Source organism: Dactylosporangium sp. CA-233914 (assembly GCF_050942935.1).
Lineage (GTDB): Bacteria > Actinomycetota > Actinomycetes > Mycobacteriales > Micromonosporaceae > Dactylosporangium.
Window position 1 is genome coordinate 12,521,603 of record NZ_CP192030.1, and the last position, 15,448, is coordinate 12,537,050.

A 15,448-nucleotide genomic window follows, 5' to 3' on the forward strand; every position below is an offset into this window, starting at 1 on the left:
GTCTCATGGCAGCTGGAGCCCGCCGAGGACGAGGGTGGCGACCAGGACCGGCCCACCGACGAGGACCAGCCGGCGGCCCTGGGAGCGGTACACGGCGGCGATGGCGGCGCACGCGCAGAGCCCGGTCAGGTACGCGACGTGCAGCCACGGCCGGCCCGGCCCCGGCACCCAGCCCTCGAACGTCATCCCGGTCGTCCACCACATCCACCAGGCGCCGCCGTCGAAGCGGCGGAACGCGACGAGACCGCCCAGCGTCGCGACCACGAAGGTGATCAGCACGCCGCCGGCGAAGGGCAGCCAGCGGGCGGCGAGGACGCCGAGCAGCCCGGCGCCGGCGATGACGAGCGGAAGCTGGGCCAGCTCGCCGGCGTTCATCAGGTCCTTGGCCGGGATGTCGTTGAGGCTGCCGATGACGGCCATGGCCGCCGCCGCGACGGCGCCGATGCCGGCCAGAGGCAGCGCGATGCCCAGGCTCATCGCCCAGGTCCGGCGCGTGTCCGAGGTCGGGGTGACACTCAGCATCTCCTCGGCCCGGCTGCGGCGGGCGCCGCTGGCGACCAGGTTCGCCGCGAAGAGGACGATGATCGGCCCGAAGAACGCGACGGCGATGAAGATGGTGACGTACCAGTAGTCGGCGTTCCGGCCGTCGCTGGCCGAGTCGGCGGCGGTGGTCACGGCGACGACGACCGGTACCAGCCACAGCACGGGGTGCCGCAGGAGGCGGCGAGCCTCCCGGCCGATCAGGATGGCGGTGCTCATGAGTGGGTGACCTCCAGATCGGGTTCGCCCATGAGCAGGAGGTACGCATCCTCCAGCGAGGGTGCGAGCAGCTCGGCGCCGGCCGGCGGGTCGCCCACGTTGCGGAAGGTGCCGTCGCCGGTGCGCCACGCGGCGAGGGCGGCGGGCGAGCGCTGCGTGTCGGCCCACACGCGGCCCGCGGCCTGCGTGGTCAGCTCGTTGGGCGTACCGGTGAATCGGACCCGGCCGTGATGGAACACGGCGATCCGGGTGCACAGGGCGGCGATGTCCTCGGTCTGGTGGCTGGACATGACCACCGTGCGCCCCTCGCCGGCGTGCGAGATCATCTCCCGGAACCGCAGCCGCTGCTCGGGATCGAGGCCGACCGTCGGCTCGTCGAGGAGGAGCAGGTCGGGCTCGCCCAGCAGGGCCTGGGCCAACCCGACCCGCCGGCGCATGCCGCCGGAGAGGGCCCGGATCCGCTTGGCGCTGACCGACGCCAGCCCGGTCAGCTCGATGACCCGGCGGACCTCGTCGTGCCGGGCCCGCCGGTCGGTCATCTGCTTCAGGATCGCCACGTAGTCGATGAACTCGAAGACGGTGAACCCCCGGTGGAAGCCGGCTTCCTGCGGCACGTAGCCCAGGCGCTCGCGGATCCAGGTCCGGTCGTCGGGGCGCGACGGATCACGGCCCAGCAGGGTCACCGTACCCCGGTCCGGCGCCAGGACGGTGGCGATGATCCGCAGCAGGGTCGTCTTGCCGGCGCCGTTCGGTCCCAGCAGGCCGGTCACCCCTTGGCCGGCGTCGAGGTCGACGCTGTCCAGCGCCGTCGTGCGACCGAAGGATTTCGTCGCGCTCCGCACGCGTACAGTCATGCACTTCTCCCGAGTTTGATCGTGATGGTGTTGCGGGAGACGGCGAGCCACAGGCCGCCGCCGACGGCCACGGCGAGCCACACGATCTGGGCGCCGACGCCGAAGGCGAGGTCCAGGTGACCGGCCATGGCAGTCGGGGCGGTCACCAGCACCCAGGCCGTGGCCACGACGCCGACGGCGACGACCGGTGTCAACCGGGCCGTCAGCGCCAGCGCGGCGCAGGTGAGCCCGGCGGTGGGCAGGGGCCACGCGGCGGCCAGCCAGTGGGAGCCGGGTAGCGCGAGCCCGGCCACGGTCACGATCGGCACCGTGACCGCCAGGACCGCGGCCGTGCGGATCAACAGCAATCGCAGTCCCGAGTACGGCGCGGCCAGCCCGATCTCCCGGGTCGGGTCGAGGCCGCCCGCGAAGGCCACCGCGACCCCGGCCAGCGGCCCGAGCGGAGCGGCCACGAGAAACATCCGCAGGAAGCGCTCGTCGACCTGAGCCGCCCAGACGGAGAGCGCGAGTACGCCCGCGACCCCCAGCAGCCACGGCCCCCGCAGGGTCGGCGTCGTGGCGACGAGGCGCGCCGTCGCCTCGCCGACGCCGAGCCGGGCCAGCACCCGTTCGGGCCAGCTCGGCCGGGGGGTGTCGACCCGGTCGACCACCTCGTGCCAGATCGCCTCGACCCGCCGGGTATCGACGTGCGACGCGATCGCGTCCCGGCAGGTCGCGCACTTCATCAGGTGCGCCTCGGCCGACGCGGCCAGGTCCGGCGGGGCGGCGCCCTGCGCATACCGGCGGATCGCCTCCGGATCCAGGTGCCAGACGGTCATCCCAACCTCCCCGTCATGCCAGGCGCTCCCGCAGCTGAGCGCGGGCGCGCATCATCCGTGTCTTGACCGTGCCCGGCGGGATGCCCAGCAGCCGGGCGGCCTCCCGCGTGGTCAGCCCGTCCAGGACCGTCGCCTGTACGACCGCCCGCAGCTCCGGCGACAGGCTCGCCAGGGCCGCGCCGACGTCGCCGTACTGGACCGCGAGCAGCACGTGCTCCTCGGCCGACGTCTCGACGCCGGCGAACTCGGTCAGCTCATCGGCCGGCGGCCGGCCCCGCCGCAGCGCGTCGACCAGGCGGCGGATACCGATGCCCCAGATCCACGCGGCCACCTCGCCCCGGCGGTCCCACCGCCCGGCCGACCGCCAGACCGCCACGAACGTATCCTGCACGACCTCGTCGACGAGCTCCGGCGACGAGCACCGCCGCCCCAGGCGTACCAACAGCCACGGCAGATGCCGCCGATACAGCTCGGCGAACGCCTCCCGGTCGCCGTCCATGATCGCCGCGAGAAGCTGGGAGTCCTCCCGAGGGTCCGGCGGTCGCGTCAGCATGCGTGACCTCCCGGTTCTCGCAGCTCGACGAGGTCAAGAGTCACATGCCCGGCGATGCGGCTCCCATCCATGCCCTGTTCGTCGTACCGGGCGGGGCGAACGGTTCACGGGACGGCGCGGCAATTACTGCGAGGTTCACGGCCAGGGCGGCCACCGCGACGGCGGCGTCGAATTGCTCTCCGCCGACATGGCGAGGCCGACGCGGGATCTCCGGTGTCTGTTATCTTGGGGGACGCAGTGACGACTGGGTCTGCTGCGGAGACCGAAGGAGGTGGGTTGATGACTGTCGTGGAGGCCACTGCCGTGTGCGGTACCCGGATCATCCTCACCTCCCGGGCCTCGTCCTGACCCGCACCTGCCTTTCTCTCTCCTAGCGGGAGTCCTTGGCCGCACGTGCCGTCCGGAGGGCCCTTCACAAAGGCCTCCACGTTGTTACGTCAACCTGCTTCTCATCAACCTGTTTCGTTCTCTCCTGCGCGCGTCCCGCCGACACCACGGCCCAAGAAGGACATCGCGCGCATGCGGCGTGCCATCAAGCGCTCCTCCCTCCGCAAGGCATGACGGAAAGGAATATGGTCATGGACGTTCCCCGCATCTTCACCATTCGCGAGAGCAGCCACCGCATTCACAACCCGCTGACTCCCGACAAGCTCGCCGCCCTTGGCCAGGCACTTCACCTGGCCCCCGGGACACGGGTGCTCGACCTGGCCAGCGGCTCGGGCGAGATGCTGTGTACCTGGGCACGTGACTTGGGCTTCACGGGGACAGGCGTGGACATCAGCACCATCTTCACCGCCCAGGCCCGGGCCCGCGCCATCGAGCTCGGCGTCGCCGACCGGGTGGAGTTCGTCCACGACGACGCCTCCGGCCATGTCGCGGACGAGCCGGTCGATCTCGCCGCCTGCGTCGGCGCCACTTGGATCGGCGGCGGCGTCGCCGGAACGGCCGAGCTGCTCAGCCGCAGCCTCCGGCCCGGAGGTCTGATGCTGATCGGCGAGCCCTACTGGCGCCGGACTCCGCCGGACCAGGAAGCCGCCGAGGCCTGCCACGCCACCAGCCTGGCCGACTTCATGCCGCTGCCCGAGCTGATCGAACAGTTCCGCGACCTCGGGTACGACGTCGTGGAAATGATGCTGGCCGACCAGGACAGCTGGGATCGGTACGCCGCGGCGCAGTGGCTCAACATGCGCCACTGGCTCGACCGGAACCCTGATGACGAACTGGCGCCCCAGGTACGGGCCGAGCTCACCACCGAGCCCGCACGCTACGCGCGCTACATGCGTGAGTATCTCGGCTGGGGAGTCTTCGCCCTGATGAAGCGCTGATCGTCAGATCCGCGCGGGGCCGGGCGGTACGCCGCCTGTCCCCGCGCGGGGACACCCGGTGGACGGCGGGATCAGTTCTTGAATGGCGCAGCCTCGGTCCGCGGTCGGCGTGCACGGCCGGCACGGCGTTGTGCACGGCGGACACCGTTCGGGGGCCGCTGGGCTTCTAGCGTGGCTGGCGCCCCGGCCCGGAAGCGAGGCCTGGGTTGTACCCCCGTTCCCGGCTCCCCGGAGGCTCATCGTGTTCAAGTCCCTGGTCACCTCGCTGCTGTGGCGGGGCATCCTCGCCCTCGCGGTCGGTATCGTGTCCGTGGCCTGGCCCGGCATTACCATCGGCGCGTTCGTGATTCTGTTCGCCGTCTACGCGTTGCTGGGGGCGGGCAGCGATCTGGAGCGCGCGTTCGGCAGTGATCGCGCCGGTCCCGTGGTCGGCTACCTGCTGCTGGCCCTGGTCGGTTTCGGTGCCGGGCTGGTGGCGCTGTTCTGGCCCGGCATCACGGCGCTGGTGCTGACCGTGTCGGTCGCTGTCTGGGCGGTCGTCACCGGGATCATCGAGATCTCGCTGGCGTTCAAGCGCGGTGCCGCCGCCGGTGAGCGGGCGATGTGGGCGCTCGGCGGTCTGGTGTCGGTGGCACTCGGCGTTGTGCTGTTCGTGCGGCCGGACGTCGGGGCGGTCACCCTGGCGACCGTGTTCGGCATCTTCACCATCGCCTACGGGGTCACTGCGCTGCTGCAGTGGTTCCGGATGCGCCGGCTGGGCAAGCTCGCCCACCGGATCGCCGAGTCCGCGAGCTGAACCCCCGTGAGCCGTGACGTGAGGCCGGCGGTGTCGAAGGCGACCGTCCTGGGATGGGCGGTCGCCGCCGCCGCGGGCGTGGTGCTCGTCGGCCTGGCCTGCCTGGTGGTGTACTCCGTACGGACCGTGCTGGTGCAGACGGTGATCGCGCTCTTCCTGGCACTCAGCCTCGACCCGCCAGTGCGCTGGATGGTGCGCCGCGGCATCCGCCGGGGCCTCGCCGTCACCGTGATCTTCCTGGTGGCGCTCGCGGCGCTGGTACCGCTCGTCTGGGCGCTCGTGCCGCCGCTGGTCCGCGAGGGCACCGGGCTGGTCACCGACCTGCCTCGGTACCTCGCGGACCTGCGGGGGCGGTCGGCTGGCGTGGCCGCCGCCGACGACCGGTTCCACCTTGGTGAGCGGCTCGACGACGCGATGGCCGGGCTGCCGGGATGGGCCGGCCGCAGCGCGTGGGCCTACGGGCAGCAGTTCATGGGCGTGCTGTCGTCGACGGTGCTGGTCGCGGTGCTCACCATCTACCTGATGCTCGACCTGCCGCGCCTGCGCCGGGCGGTTGTCGGGCTCGTTCCGGCCCGGCACCGCGACGCCGTCCAGGAGTCCCTCACGGTCGTCAGCGACAAGGTCGGGTCGTACATGATCGGCAACCTGGCGATCTCGGCGATCGCGGGCGCTGCCGCGTTCCTGGCGATGGCGGCGCTGCGGGTGCCGTTCGCGCTGCCGCTCGCGGTGTTCGTCGCGCTCGCCGACCTCATCCCGATGGTCGGCGCGACGTTGGGCGCCACGGCGTGCGTCTTCGTCGCGCTGGCCGCGACGCGGCTGTGGCCCGGGGCGGTGCTGCTCACCGTCTTCTTCGTGGTCTACCAGCAGCTGGAGAACTACGTGATCGCGCCGCGGGTGCTGCGCAACGCCGTGTCGATGCCCGCGCTGTCGGTGCTGATCGCCGGCCTGGTCGGTGGCGCGCTGCTCGGGCTGGTCGGCGTCCTCATGGCGATCCCGGTCGCCGCCGCCGCGAAGGCCGTCGTCGTCACACTCCGCCGGCAGGCCGCGCCGCCGCAGCCGGACGCGGCCGAAGCCCCGCCGCTCGAGCCGGAAGGCCCGTAGCGGCGGGGCGCCGGATCCGTACCGCTCAGACGAAGCGCTTGACGAACCCCAGAGCGACCTCGGCGACGTCTCGCCATCCGCTGTCGATGGTGATCGCGTGCCCACGGGCGGGGATCTCCACGAACTCCGTGATTCCGGGATTGTCCAGCTGCTGATGGTAGACGGCGATGGCGATCGCCCGCGGTACGGTGTGGTCGCGCTCGCCACCGATCACCAGCAGCGGCCCGCGCTCCGGGTTGTCCACGTCGACCTTCGCCTCGGTCCACGGGTTGAGGTTCGCGGTGGCAGCCTGGAAGATCGGCGCGCCGGGCGCCGGGACGGCGTGGGTCTCGTACAGCTCCTTCGCCTCCGCGTCGTCGACCGCGTTCGCGAACGCGTAGTGGAACTGCTCGAACGTCAGCGGGACCGCGCGGTGCCGGTTCGCCGGATTGCCGAGCACCGGTGCGGAGGCGCGCAGCGCGGAGATCGGCAACGGCAGCACGCCCCGGAACGGCGCCGGCGCGATCGCCACCGACGCCGCGGCCAGGCCGCGGCCGGCGATGATGTTCGTCAGCAGACCGCCGAACGAGTGCCCGATCACGGCCGGCTTCCGCGCCAGCCCACCGATGACGGCCGCGAAGTGGTCGGCCACCTGGCCGATGGTCTTGTTCGCGAACACCTCCGGGTGCGCGTTGGCCTCCTCGACCGTCTCCGGGTCGTCCGGCCAGCCCGGCAGCAACGGCGCGTACCCGTGCTCGTGGAACAGCTCGGCCCACCGGTCCCAGCTGCTCGGCAGCAGCCACAGGCCGTGGATGAACACCACCGGGGTACGCCCGGATGCGTTGGCGCGTTCGATCTGTTGCAGCGTCGACGGGGAGATGTGCACCTCAGGGTCGGACATGGTTGCTCCTTGTCGTGTCGGTCGCTTCGGTGTGTCGACGGTGGGCGGGGCCTGTCCGTGCCGGCCCTCGACGACGTCCTCCGCGAGCGGCCGGGCCGGCCATGGTTCGTCGGCGCTCCGGCGGCTCGCGGAGGAGACGGTGACCGGTGCTACTGCGCCGCGGCGAGGTCGTCGGCATCGGCTCGGGCCAGCACGGCGTCGACGATCGCCCACTCGGCCGCGTCCAGCGCGTAGAGCGCGAACATGATGGCGTCGGCGGCGTCGTCCTCGGCGTCGTCCGCCGCGCGTTGCGCGCGCTCGGTGTCGCGTCCGGCGCGGCGGGCGTCGGCCTTGGCCCGCACGTCGGCGACGTGGCTCGCCACCGACGAGCGCAGCGCGTGCCATTTCGACTTCGCCTCGGCCGCCTCCTCGGAGACCTTGGCGGCGCCGGCGTCCGCGGCCGTCTTGAGCTGGGCCTTCTTCGCCTCGAGCGCGGCCCGGTTGCGTTCCCGCGCCGCGTCGATGGTCTCCTCCGTCTGCCGGGTGCGCTCCGACAGGTCGCTGAGCTGTTCCGAAAGCTTCTTCATCCGGGTGCCTTCCTCCGTGGACGACATGGTGCGTGCTCTGGCGACGGCCACGCTAAGCGCGCCACGCGGACCTGACTGGTGCTGCCGTGCACACCACCTGCGTAGCCGTGCACGGCGACCGCCGCGCGGGCCGCGTCACCCGGCGGGCCGCTGATGCAGGGCGCGCCAGGTCCGCGGCGTCATGCCGTACGTCTCCCGGAAGACCTTGCTGAAGTGCGTCGCGTCGGCGAACCCCCACCGGTTGGCGACGGCCGCGATCGTGCGCCGGTCCGCGTGGCGTCCGGCGAGTTCGTCGCGTGCTGCGGCGAGCCGCCGCGACCGCAGCCACTCGCCCAGCGTGATGCCCTCGCGGCCGAGCAGCACGTAGAGGTACCGGACGGAGATGTTGTGCGCACGGGCCACCTGCGCGGCGCACAGGTCCGGGTCGGCGAAGCGCTCCCGCAGGTAGGCCAGGATGCTGCTCGCCAGCGTCGACGGTTCGCACGCCTGGGCCGCGCCGGCGCATTGGCTGGTCAGCAGCGCGGTGAGCAGCCGTACGCCGACCTCGGCGACCGTCGCGGCGTGCAGCCCGTGCCGTAGCTCCGGCTGGCTGATCAGCCGCGTGAAGTACCCGGTCACGAGCTCGCCGGTGGGGTCCCCGTGTGCGGGGAACGTGCGGGCGGTCGCGGCGGCGAGCAACGGCCGGGCCGGCCCGAGCATCGCCAGCGGGATCTGGACGATGTGCTGGATGGAGCCGCCGGGACGGCGCAGCGTGTAGGGCGCTGTCATGTCGCACAGCGCGAAGTCGCCGGGGCTCAGCACCGCCTCGCGACCGCGCTGCCGCAGGATGCCGGTGCCACTGACCTGGATGACGAGGCACAGCATCGGCTCGCCGCCCCGGCCCGGCTCCGCGGCCGGCGGCGAGCTGCTGTCCAATGTGGACAAACGCAGCTCCGCGACGGACTCCATCGTTCACCGGCCGTCGCGCCACTCGCGCGGCCTCATGCCGTACACCTTCCGGAACGTCCTGCTGAAATGCGTGACGTCGGTGAAGCCCCACCGTCTTGCGACCGCCCGGATCGGCTCACTCCCGGCGCCGGGCCGGGCGAGGTCGGTCCGCGCGCCCTCGAGGCGCTGGGTGCGGATCCAGCTGCCGAGGCTGACGCCGGCCCGTTCCAGCACGACGTACAGGTGGCGCACGGAGATGTTGTGCGCGGCCGCGACCCGGGCGGCGTCGAGTCCCGGCTCGGCGAGGTTCTCGCGCAGGTACGCCATGATCCGCAGATGGAGGCTCTCCACGCCGGACTGCCGGCCGAGCGTCTCGTCGGCCAGTTCGGCGGCGAGCGCGGCGCGCAGGAGGTCCACCCCCGCGGCGGCCAACCGGTCGGCGTGCGCGGCGGTCCGCAGACCCGGCTCGGCGCCGAGCCGGGTGAGATAGTCGGCCGCCAGCGCGGAGACCGCGCTCGCCGACCCGAACGCGCGGGCCGTGACCTCCCGCTGCGTGCGCTGCGGCAGGGCAAGGGCGGCGTTCGTGACCCGGAAGACGTTCTGGACGCCGCTCTCACCGTAGACGACCACCGAGCGGCGCGTGGTGTCGTGCAGCGCGAACTCGCCGCGACGCAGCACCGTCTCCCGGCCGTCCTGGACGACGACGGACGTGCCGGCGACCTGGAGATTGATGATCATGGCGGGCTCGACGTCCTCCCGGGCCTGCCGCTCCGTGCGGTCCGAGACCGCGGGGCGAGCACCCGGCGGCACCGCGAGGGCGAACTCGCAGACGCCGAGCAGACCGGCCGGGGCGTACGAGAAGCGGCTGCTCAGCTCGGGCGGGTGGGCGATCGTACAGCGGACCATTGAGTCGCCGACGAACGCCTGCACTGCGTCGCGCCGCTCCTGCGGGCGCAGCAGCGACGAGTCCAGAATGAGCTCCACGTCGACCTCCCCGTCGATGTCCGTCGGGGCGAAGCCTCACACGGTCGGCGACGCGATCGCATCCCGGACGTCCTTAGTGCCGTCGGCGGGCGTGCCCGTGCACAACGGTCAGCCACCTGTGCACAGCGGACACGGTTCGCCACCGCCGCACGACCTAGCGTCAGCCCGGTTATCACACCGGAAGGACGTCGCGATGGCACAGCTCAGCCAGTACGACCAGGCGGAGGCGCTGGTCGAGGGCGCGCACGAGGTGTTCGGGTTCCATCCCGGCTACCGCGCACTGCACGCGGACGGCCGGCTCTACCGTGGCAGCTTCACCGCCCTGCCGGTCGCCTGCGGGTACACCCGCGCCGCGCACCTGCAGGGTGACACGATCCCGGTCTCGGTCCGCTTTTCCAAGGGTGGCGGCCGGCCCGACGCGCCGTTCGGCGCCACGGTCGGCATGGCGACCCGCTTCTATCTGCCCAACGGCCGCACGACGAACCTCGTCATGCTCAGCCAGCTGCTGTTTCCGGCCCGGCGGCCGGAAGACCTGCTCGCCGCGATCGCGCTCGCGGCGCCCGCCGAGCCCGGCGGTGCCCTGAACAAGGCGGCGCTGCAGCCGTTCCTGAAGGAACACCCCGAGATCGCCGATGTCCTGCGGATGCGCGCCGCCTCGTCGGCGCCGACCAGCTTCGCGCACAGCGAGTTCCACGCGGTGCACGTTTTCCGGTACGTCAACGCCGACGACGTGGTCACCAACGTGCGCTGCCACTGGATCCCGCAGGCGGGCGTGCACGGACGGCCGGTCGAGGAGCTCGCGGCGATGTCCCGTGAGGTGCTGCTCGACGAGTTCGACGCCCGGCTGCGGACCCAGCGCGTGCGATTCGACCTGGTTCTCGAGATCGGCCGGGACGGCGACCCGCTCACCGACCCGACCGCGTTGTGGCCCGCCGACCGGGAGCGGGTCACCGTCGGCACGGTGGAGATCACCGACCCGGTGACGCTCGAGGAACTCGGCGATCCCGAGATGAACCACGACCCGACGAAGGTCACCGACGGCATCGAACTCAACGACGACCCGATCCTCCAGGCGCGCCGCGGCGTCTACGAGGTCTCGGCCGCCTACCGCACCGGCGGCTGGCACGCCTGCCCGTTCGCCAAGCACTACGAGTGAAGGGAAACCGCACATGACCGTCACCGACGAGCTCACCGCACACGCGCAGCCGGTCACCGACCAGCCCGACGGCCCCGGCCGGCGCATCGGCAAGAAGGGCGAGCTCACCCTCATCGCCCCGGTCAGGCCGGGCGGCGCCGAGATCTTCCGGCAGCGGCTCGCGCACACCCAGGCGCAGGCCGGCTACTGGGAGGCGCGGGTCGGCACCGTCGACAACTTCCGGATCTTCCTGTTCGACAACGACACCCGGATGCTCATCACTCTCGTCTACGACGGCGACTTCGTGCCGTACCTCGCCGACATCGGGCAGGCGCAGCCGTGGCTGGACGAGATCTTCCTGGACGTCGTCGACGGCTACCAGGGCTACCAGGATCCCGGGACCGCGCCGCTGGTGATCTCCCTCGCGCACTCCGCGGAGATCTACTTCCACGCGACCCCGGACGTGACCGTCCGCGACGTCAAGAAGATGCAGCGCCTCAGCGACGCCTTCGCCGAGGTCCTCGACGCCGCCAGCTGACCCGCCGCCGCGCTCCCGCCGCCGTGCCGCGGCGGGAGCGCGCCTCCCGAGGGAGCACCGAACCATGCAGCTCGAGCTCGACCAGATCCAGGGGACCGTCCTGCGGGACCGGCCGATGCCGTACGTGGGCGCCTACCTGCTGTACCAGATCGACGACGCCGACCAGGCCAGGAGGATGCTGCGCCGCCTCATCCCGTACGTGACGACCGCCGCCGACTGGCAGGGCCCGGACGCGGGCGCCTGGCTCAACATCGTCTTCACCCACCCGGGGCTGCGCGCGCTGGGCCTGCCGCGGGACATCCTCGACGGCTTCCCCCGCGAGTTCCGCGAGCCGATGCGGACCCGCAAGGAGTTCCTCGGCGACCTCGGCGACAGCGATCCGGGCAACTGGGACCTCCCCGGACGGGGTCGCTTCGACGTCGGACTGCTGCTCATGGCGCCGGATCAGGCGGCCTTCGACGCCAAGCTGGCGATCGGGCACGGCGCCCAGGCCGACCTGGACGGCATCACCCGGGTCGACCGGCTCGACATCCGCACCCCCGAGAACCTCCGTGAGCACTTCGGCTTCGTCGACGGAATCAGCCGGCCGTTCATCGAAGGCCAAGGCGGCGAACCCAAACCGGGCCAGGCCGTGACGAAGGCCGGAGAGTTCCTGCTCGGCTACGTCAACGAACTGGGCCACGTCGCCACCGGACCCGGACCACAGGCACTCTGGCGCAACGGCACCTACCTGTCGATCCGCAAGCTGCACCAGAACGTCGCGATGTTCCGGCGCTTCCTCAAGGACCACGCCCAGGACGCCGACGGCGAGGAACTGCTGGCCGCCAAGATGGTGGGCCGGTGGCGCAGCGGCTGCCCGCTGGCACTGTCACCCGACAAGGACACCCCGCGGGACCCGGCGCGTCTCAACGACTTCGCCTACCGCGACGACGACCCGGACGGGCGCAAGACGCCGCCCGGCTCGCACATCCGCAGGGTGAACCCGCGCGACGCGCTCACGGACACGATCGTCGACGCCCGTCTGCACCGGCTGCTGCGCCGCGGCGCCGCCTACGGGCCGATGCTCCCCGAGGGCGTGCTGGACGACGACGGTGTACCCCGGGGCGCGGTGCTCGCCTTCGTCAATGCCGACCCGGGCCGGCAGTTCGAGTTCGTCCAGTCGCAGTGGATAAACGACGGCAACTTCATCTCGGCCGGCACCGACCAGGACCCGATCGCCGGAAGCCACGTCACGGACAGCGACTTCGCCTACCCCGCCCGGCCGGTCCGCCGGCGCCTGCGCGGGCTCCCGGCGTTCGTCGTCACCAGAGGCGGCGAACACGTGTTCCTGCCCGGCATCAGCGGCCTGCGGCACCTGGCCGGCGCGACGGCAGGTTGACCGCTGCCCCAAGGGCCGGTGCACGGTAGCATCCGCAGATGTGCAGATGCGCGACCGCGTCACGGAGCGCGCCGAGTTCGCCCGGTTACTGGCGTCGGTCAGACAGGGCCGCAGCGCAAGCCTGGTGCTGCGGGGACCGGCGGGCATCGGGAAGTCCGCGCTCCTCGATCACGCGGTCGCGGCGGGCGCCGACCTGCGCCTGATCCGCATCGACGGCGTGGAGGCCGAGCAGGAGCTGGGCTTCGCGGCGCTGCACCGGCTCCTGCGCCCCCTGCTCGGCGGATGGGAGCGGCTGCCGGCGCCGCAACGGGATGCCCTCGCGCTGGCCTTCGGCCTGGTGACGGGCTCGCCACCGGATCGGTTCCTCGTCGGCCTGTCGGTGCTGACGCTGCTGGCCGACGCCGCCGCGGAGCGACCACTGCTGGTGGTCTGCGATGACGCCCAGTGGCTCGACGGCGAGTCCCTGGACGTGCTCGGGTTCGTGGCGCGCAGGCTCGACTTCGACGCGATCGCGATGGTGTTCGGCGTTCGCCACCCTGTCGACGGGACGCCCCCGCTGGAGGGCCTCCCCCAGCTCGTCATCACGGGCCTGCCCGACGACGACGCCAAGGCGCTGCTCGAGGACGACCTCGCCGCCGCCCCTCGGGACCACCGCGACCGCGCCGTCGCCGCCCGCGTCCTGGAGGTGGCCGGCGGCAATCCGCTGGCGATCCGGGAGTTCGCGCACATCCTGACGCCGGGCGCCATGAAGGCCGGGCTGGTCGAGGACTTCATCCTCGGCGGCCCGCTGCCGCTGGACCGCAAGCTCGAGGCCCGGTTCCTCGATCAGGTCCGCAGCCGGTCGAACCTGACCCAGATGACGCTGCTGATCGCCGCCGCGGACACCACCGGCGACGTCGACGTGGTCCGCGGCGCCGTGCGGCAGCTGCCGGAGTACGAGCCCGGCGGGGACGTCACCGCGGCGCTGGAGGACGCCGAACGGGCCGGGCTGCTCCTCTGCGACCGCGCGTTCGAGCGGGTCAGCTTCCGGCATCCGTTGATCCGCTCGGCTGTCTACGGCGGCGCCTCGGCGGTCCGCCGCCGCATCGCCCACCGTGCCCTGGCCGCCGTCATCGACCCGGGCCGGGACGCGGATCGCCGTGCGTGGCACCTGGCCGCGGCGGCCGACGGTCCCGACGAAGCCGTCGCGGCCGAGCTCGAGCACCGGGCCGACCGCGCCCGCGACCGCGGCGGCTACCTGGCGCAGACCGCGTTCCTCACCCGCGCGGCCGACCTGACCGCGGTGGGACGGCGGCGCAACGCGCGACTGCTCGCGGCCACCAGCGCCGCCATCACCGGCGGCGCCCTGCAGCGCGCCGAGGAACTGCTCGACCGCCGCATCCCCCGGCTCGACACACCGGCCCAGGCGGCGACTGCGCTGCGGCTGCGGGGCAACCTGCTGCTCGCGACCGGGCGCGAGGGCGCCACGTCGTTGCTGCTGGACGCGGCGAGAATCCTCGGGCAGGTCGATCCGACGACGGCGCGCGACACCCTGCTGGAGGCGTTCAAGGCCGCCGTCGTCACCCCGCGACTCGGGCGAGGCGCAACCGCGCTGCGCGTCGCGCGGGACGCGCTGGAGCTGAGGCACCCCGACCCGGCAGTCGGCGACCTGCTGCTGACCGGGCACGCCAGCCTCATCACGGAAAGCTACCCGGCCGCGGCGCCCATCCTGCGCAGCGCGCTGTCGGCGTTGCGGCTCGACAGCGCCGACGGCGAGAGCGCCACCTCCCGGTGCCTGCTCGGCATCGTCGCCGCGATCGACCTGTGGGACATCGACGCGCTGGGAGCGTTCACCCAACGCTACGCGGCCTCCGCCCGCACGCAGGGTGCGCTGCGCGTGCTGGACGTCGCCGCGTATGGCCAGGCGATGTGGGAGCTGCAGTGCGGCCGCTTCGCCGCCGCCGAAATGCGGTTCGCCGAGTTCGCGGAGGTCGGCGCCGCCATGTGGGCCAACGCGGGGTACTACCTCGCCAGCGACGTGATGCTGCACGCGTGGCGCGGCGACGAGGCGAAGACTCGCGCGGCGGCGGCCGTGCAGGCCGGGCCGGCCGTCGACACGCCCGGCCCGGCCATCGTGCAGATGGCCCGGCGCGGCCTGATCGTGCTGGCCCTCAGCACTGGCCGATACCCGGAGGCACAGGCAGTCGGGGAGCTGATCCTCGGCGAGAACCCCCCGCATTACCTCGGCACGGTGCTGCCCGACCTGATCGAGGCAGCGGTCCGCAACGGCAAGCCGGCCGTCGCCGGCCGCGCGCTGGCCGAGCTGCGCGTACGGGCCGAGGCGAGCCCGACCCCGTGGGCGCTTGGCCTGCTGGCCCGCAGCCGGGCGCTCCTCGCCGCGGAGCCCGACGCGGAGGCGCTGTACCGCGAGTCCGTCGAGCACCTGGAGAAGACCCCGGTCGCGACCGACCTCGCCCGCAGCCACCTGCTCTATGGGGAATGGCTGCGCCGGCAACGACGCCGCGGCGACGCCCGGGTCCGTCTCACGACGGCGCACGAGATGTTCAACCAGATGGGCGCCGCCGCGTTCGCCGAGCGTGCCCGGCTGGAGCTGCTCGCCACCGGGGAACGGGCCCGCAAGCGGGAGGAATCGACCGCCCGCGACCTCACCCCGCAGGAGGCGCGGATCGCTCGCCTGGCCGCCGACGGGGCCACGAACCAGGAGATCGCGACCGAACTGTTCATCAGCGCGAGCACGGTCGAATACCACCTGCGCAAGGTGTTCCGCAAGCTCGACGTCACGTCGCGCCACCGACTCGGCCGTGTACTTCCCCCATGACGACCGTCGCGGGCAG

At 72.6% G+C, this 15,448-nt stretch carries 15 protein-coding genes; 7 read left to right on the forward strand and 8 right to left on the reverse strand.

The features are described from left to right. Positions 1 to 3 precede the first annotated feature (3 nt). The 4 genes from ACQPY0_RS56050 to ACQPY0_RS56065 are packed head-to-tail and all read right to left on the reverse strand — an operon-like array spanning position 4 to position 2,984. Positions 4 to 759, reverse strand: a complete 756-nt coding sequence (locus ACQPY0_RS56050) for a hypothetical protein (RefSeq protein ID WP_432981145.1) — start codon at positions 757 to 759, stop codon at positions 4 to 6. Next, positions 756 to 1,613 (reverse strand): ATP-binding cassette domain-containing protein, encoded by an 858-nt coding sequence (locus ACQPY0_RS56055; protein ID WP_432981148.1) that lies wholly within the window; start codon positions 1,611 to 1,613, stop codon positions 756 to 758. The genes ACQPY0_RS56050 and ACQPY0_RS56055 overlap by 4 nt, the downstream gene beginning before the upstream one ends. After that, a complete protein-coding gene (locus ACQPY0_RS56060) occupies positions 1,610 to 2,431 on the reverse strand; it encodes a hypothetical protein (RefSeq protein ID WP_432981151.1) in 822 nt (273 codons plus the stop codon). The genes ACQPY0_RS56055 and ACQPY0_RS56060 overlap by 4 nt, the downstream gene beginning before the upstream one ends. Positions 2,432 to 2,444: 13 nt before the next feature. Continuing rightward, on the reverse strand, positions 2,445 to 2,984 hold the full coding sequence (locus tag ACQPY0_RS56065; RefSeq protein WP_432981154.1) for an RNA polymerase sigma factor: 540 nt from the start codon (positions 2,982 to 2,984) through the stop codon (positions 2,445 to 2,447). Positions 2,985 to 3,562: 578 nt separating this feature from the next. Between ACQPY0_RS56065 and ACQPY0_RS56070 the strand changes: the two genes are divergently transcribed. From ACQPY0_RS56070 to ACQPY0_RS56080, 3 genes are all read left to right on the forward strand, one after another. Then, positions 3,563 to 4,309: a methyltransferase domain-containing protein gene (locus tag ACQPY0_RS56070; RefSeq protein WP_432981157.1), complete on the forward strand. Its 747-nt coding sequence runs from the start codon at positions 3,563 to 3,565 to the stop codon at positions 4,307 to 4,309. 241 nt (positions 4,310 to 4,550) lie between these two features. Beyond that, positions 4,551 to 5,105 carry an HdeD family acid-resistance protein gene (locus tag ACQPY0_RS56075; RefSeq protein ID WP_432981160.1) on the forward strand — a complete coding sequence of 185 codons (555 nt, stop codon included), beginning with the start codon at positions 4,551 to 4,553 and terminating at the stop codon, positions 5,103 to 5,105. A gap of 6 nt (positions 5,106 to 5,111) precedes the next feature. Further along, entirely contained in the window at positions 5,112 to 6,206 is a 1,095-nt protein-coding gene (locus ACQPY0_RS56080) for an AI-2E family transporter (RefSeq protein WP_432981163.1), read from the forward strand. A 25-nt stretch (positions 6,207 to 6,231) separates the two neighbouring features. Here ACQPY0_RS56080 and ACQPY0_RS56085 read toward each other — a convergent pair whose 3' ends face one another. From ACQPY0_RS56085 to ACQPY0_RS56100, 4 genes are all read right to left on the reverse strand, one after another. Further along, positions 6,232 to 7,086 (reverse strand): alpha/beta hydrolase, encoded by an 855-nt coding sequence (locus ACQPY0_RS56085; RefSeq protein ID WP_432981166.1) that lies wholly within the window; start codon positions 7,084 to 7,086, stop codon positions 6,232 to 6,234. A 149-nt stretch (positions 7,087 to 7,235) separates the two neighbouring features. Continuing rightward, positions 7,236 to 7,652, reverse strand: coding sequence for a hypothetical protein (locus ACQPY0_RS56090; RefSeq protein ID WP_432981169.1), 417 nt, complete (start codon positions 7,650 to 7,652; stop codon positions 7,236 to 7,238). 135 nt (positions 7,653 to 7,787) lie between these two features. Then, positions 7,788 to 8,600 (reverse strand): helix-turn-helix domain-containing protein, encoded by an 813-nt coding sequence (locus ACQPY0_RS56095; RefSeq protein WP_432981172.1) that lies wholly within the window; start codon positions 8,598 to 8,600, stop codon positions 7,788 to 7,790. 3 nt (positions 8,601 to 8,603) lie between these two features. Then, the gene (locus ACQPY0_RS56100) at positions 8,604 to 9,563 is read right to left on the reverse strand and encodes a helix-turn-helix domain-containing protein (RefSeq protein WP_432981175.1); all 960 of its coding nucleotides are present in this window, start codon (positions 9,561 to 9,563) and stop codon (positions 8,604 to 8,606) included. Positions 9,564 to 9,756: 193 nt separating this feature from the next. Between ACQPY0_RS56100 and ACQPY0_RS56105 the strand changes: the two genes are divergently transcribed. From ACQPY0_RS56105 to ACQPY0_RS56120, 4 genes are all read left to right on the forward strand, one after another. After that, the gene (locus ACQPY0_RS56105) at positions 9,757 to 10,719 is read left to right on the forward strand and encodes a catalase (protein WP_432981178.1); all 963 of its coding nucleotides are present in this window, start codon (positions 9,757 to 9,759) and stop codon (positions 10,717 to 10,719) included. Positions 10,720 to 10,732: 13 nt separating this feature from the next. Beyond that, a complete protein-coding gene (locus ACQPY0_RS56110; RefSeq protein ID WP_432981181.1) occupies positions 10,733 to 11,236 on the forward strand; it encodes a hypothetical protein in 504 nt (167 codons plus the stop codon). A gap of 64 nt (positions 11,237 to 11,300) precedes the next feature. After that, positions 11,301 to 12,614 carry a Dyp-type peroxidase gene (locus ACQPY0_RS56115; RefSeq protein ID WP_432981184.1) on the forward strand — a complete coding sequence of 438 codons (1,314 nt, stop codon included), beginning with the start codon at positions 11,301 to 11,303 and terminating at the stop codon, positions 12,612 to 12,614. Between the two features lie 46 nt (positions 12,615 to 12,660). Continuing rightward, complete coding sequence (locus tag ACQPY0_RS56120) at positions 12,661 to 15,432, forward strand: ATP-binding protein (RefSeq protein ID WP_432995844.1); 2,772 nt, start codon at positions 12,661 to 12,663, stop codon at positions 15,430 to 15,432. Positions 15,433 to 15,448: the final 16 nt, after the last annotated feature.

Bases quoted from the DNA above. Each gene is read 5' to 3' on its own strand.
- ACQPY0_RS56055 (WP_432981148.1), bottom strand. From the start codon at position 1,613: ATGACTGTACGCGTGCGGAGCGCGACGAAATCCTTCGGTCGCACGACG.
- ACQPY0_RS56110 (WP_432981181.1), top strand. From the start codon at position 10,733: ATGACCGTCACCGACGAGCTCACCGCACACGCGCAGCCGGTCACCGAC.
- ACQPY0_RS56120 (WP_432995844.1), top strand. From the start codon at position 12,661: ATGCGCGACCGCGTCACGGAGCGCGCCGAGTTCGCCCGGTTACTGGCG.
- ACQPY0_RS56065 (WP_432981154.1), bottom strand. From the start codon at position 2,984: ATGCTGACGCGACCGCCGGACCCTCGGGAGGACTCCCAGCTTCTCGCG.
- ACQPY0_RS56050 (WP_432981145.1), bottom strand. From the start codon at position 759: ATGAGCACCGCCATCCTGATCGGCCGGGAGGCTCGCCGCCTCCTGCGG.
- ACQPY0_RS56085 (WP_432981166.1), bottom strand. From the start codon at position 7,086: ATGTCCGACCCTGAGGTGCACATCTCCCCGTCGACGCTGCAACAGATC.
- ACQPY0_RS56115 (WP_432981184.1), top strand. From the start codon at position 11,301: ATGCAGCTCGAGCTCGACCAGATCCAGGGGACCGTCCTGCGGGACCGG.
- ACQPY0_RS56060 (WP_432981151.1), bottom strand. From the start codon at position 2,431: ATGACCGTCTGGCACCTGGATCCGGAGGCGATCCGCCGGTATGCGCAG.
- ACQPY0_RS56105 (WP_432981178.1), top strand. From the start codon at position 9,757: ATGGCACAGCTCAGCCAGTACGACCAGGCGGAGGCGCTGGTCGAGGGC.
- ACQPY0_RS56095 (WP_432981172.1), bottom strand. From the start codon at position 8,600: ATGGAGTCCGTCGCGGAGCTGCGTTTGTCCACATTGGACAGCAGCTCG.
- ACQPY0_RS56090 (WP_432981169.1), bottom strand. From the start codon at position 7,652: ATGAAGAAGCTTTCGGAACAGCTCAGCGACCTGTCGGAGCGCACCCGG.
- ACQPY0_RS56070 (WP_432981157.1), top strand. From the start codon at position 3,563: ATGGACGTTCCCCGCATCTTCACCATTCGCGAGAGCAGCCACCGCATT.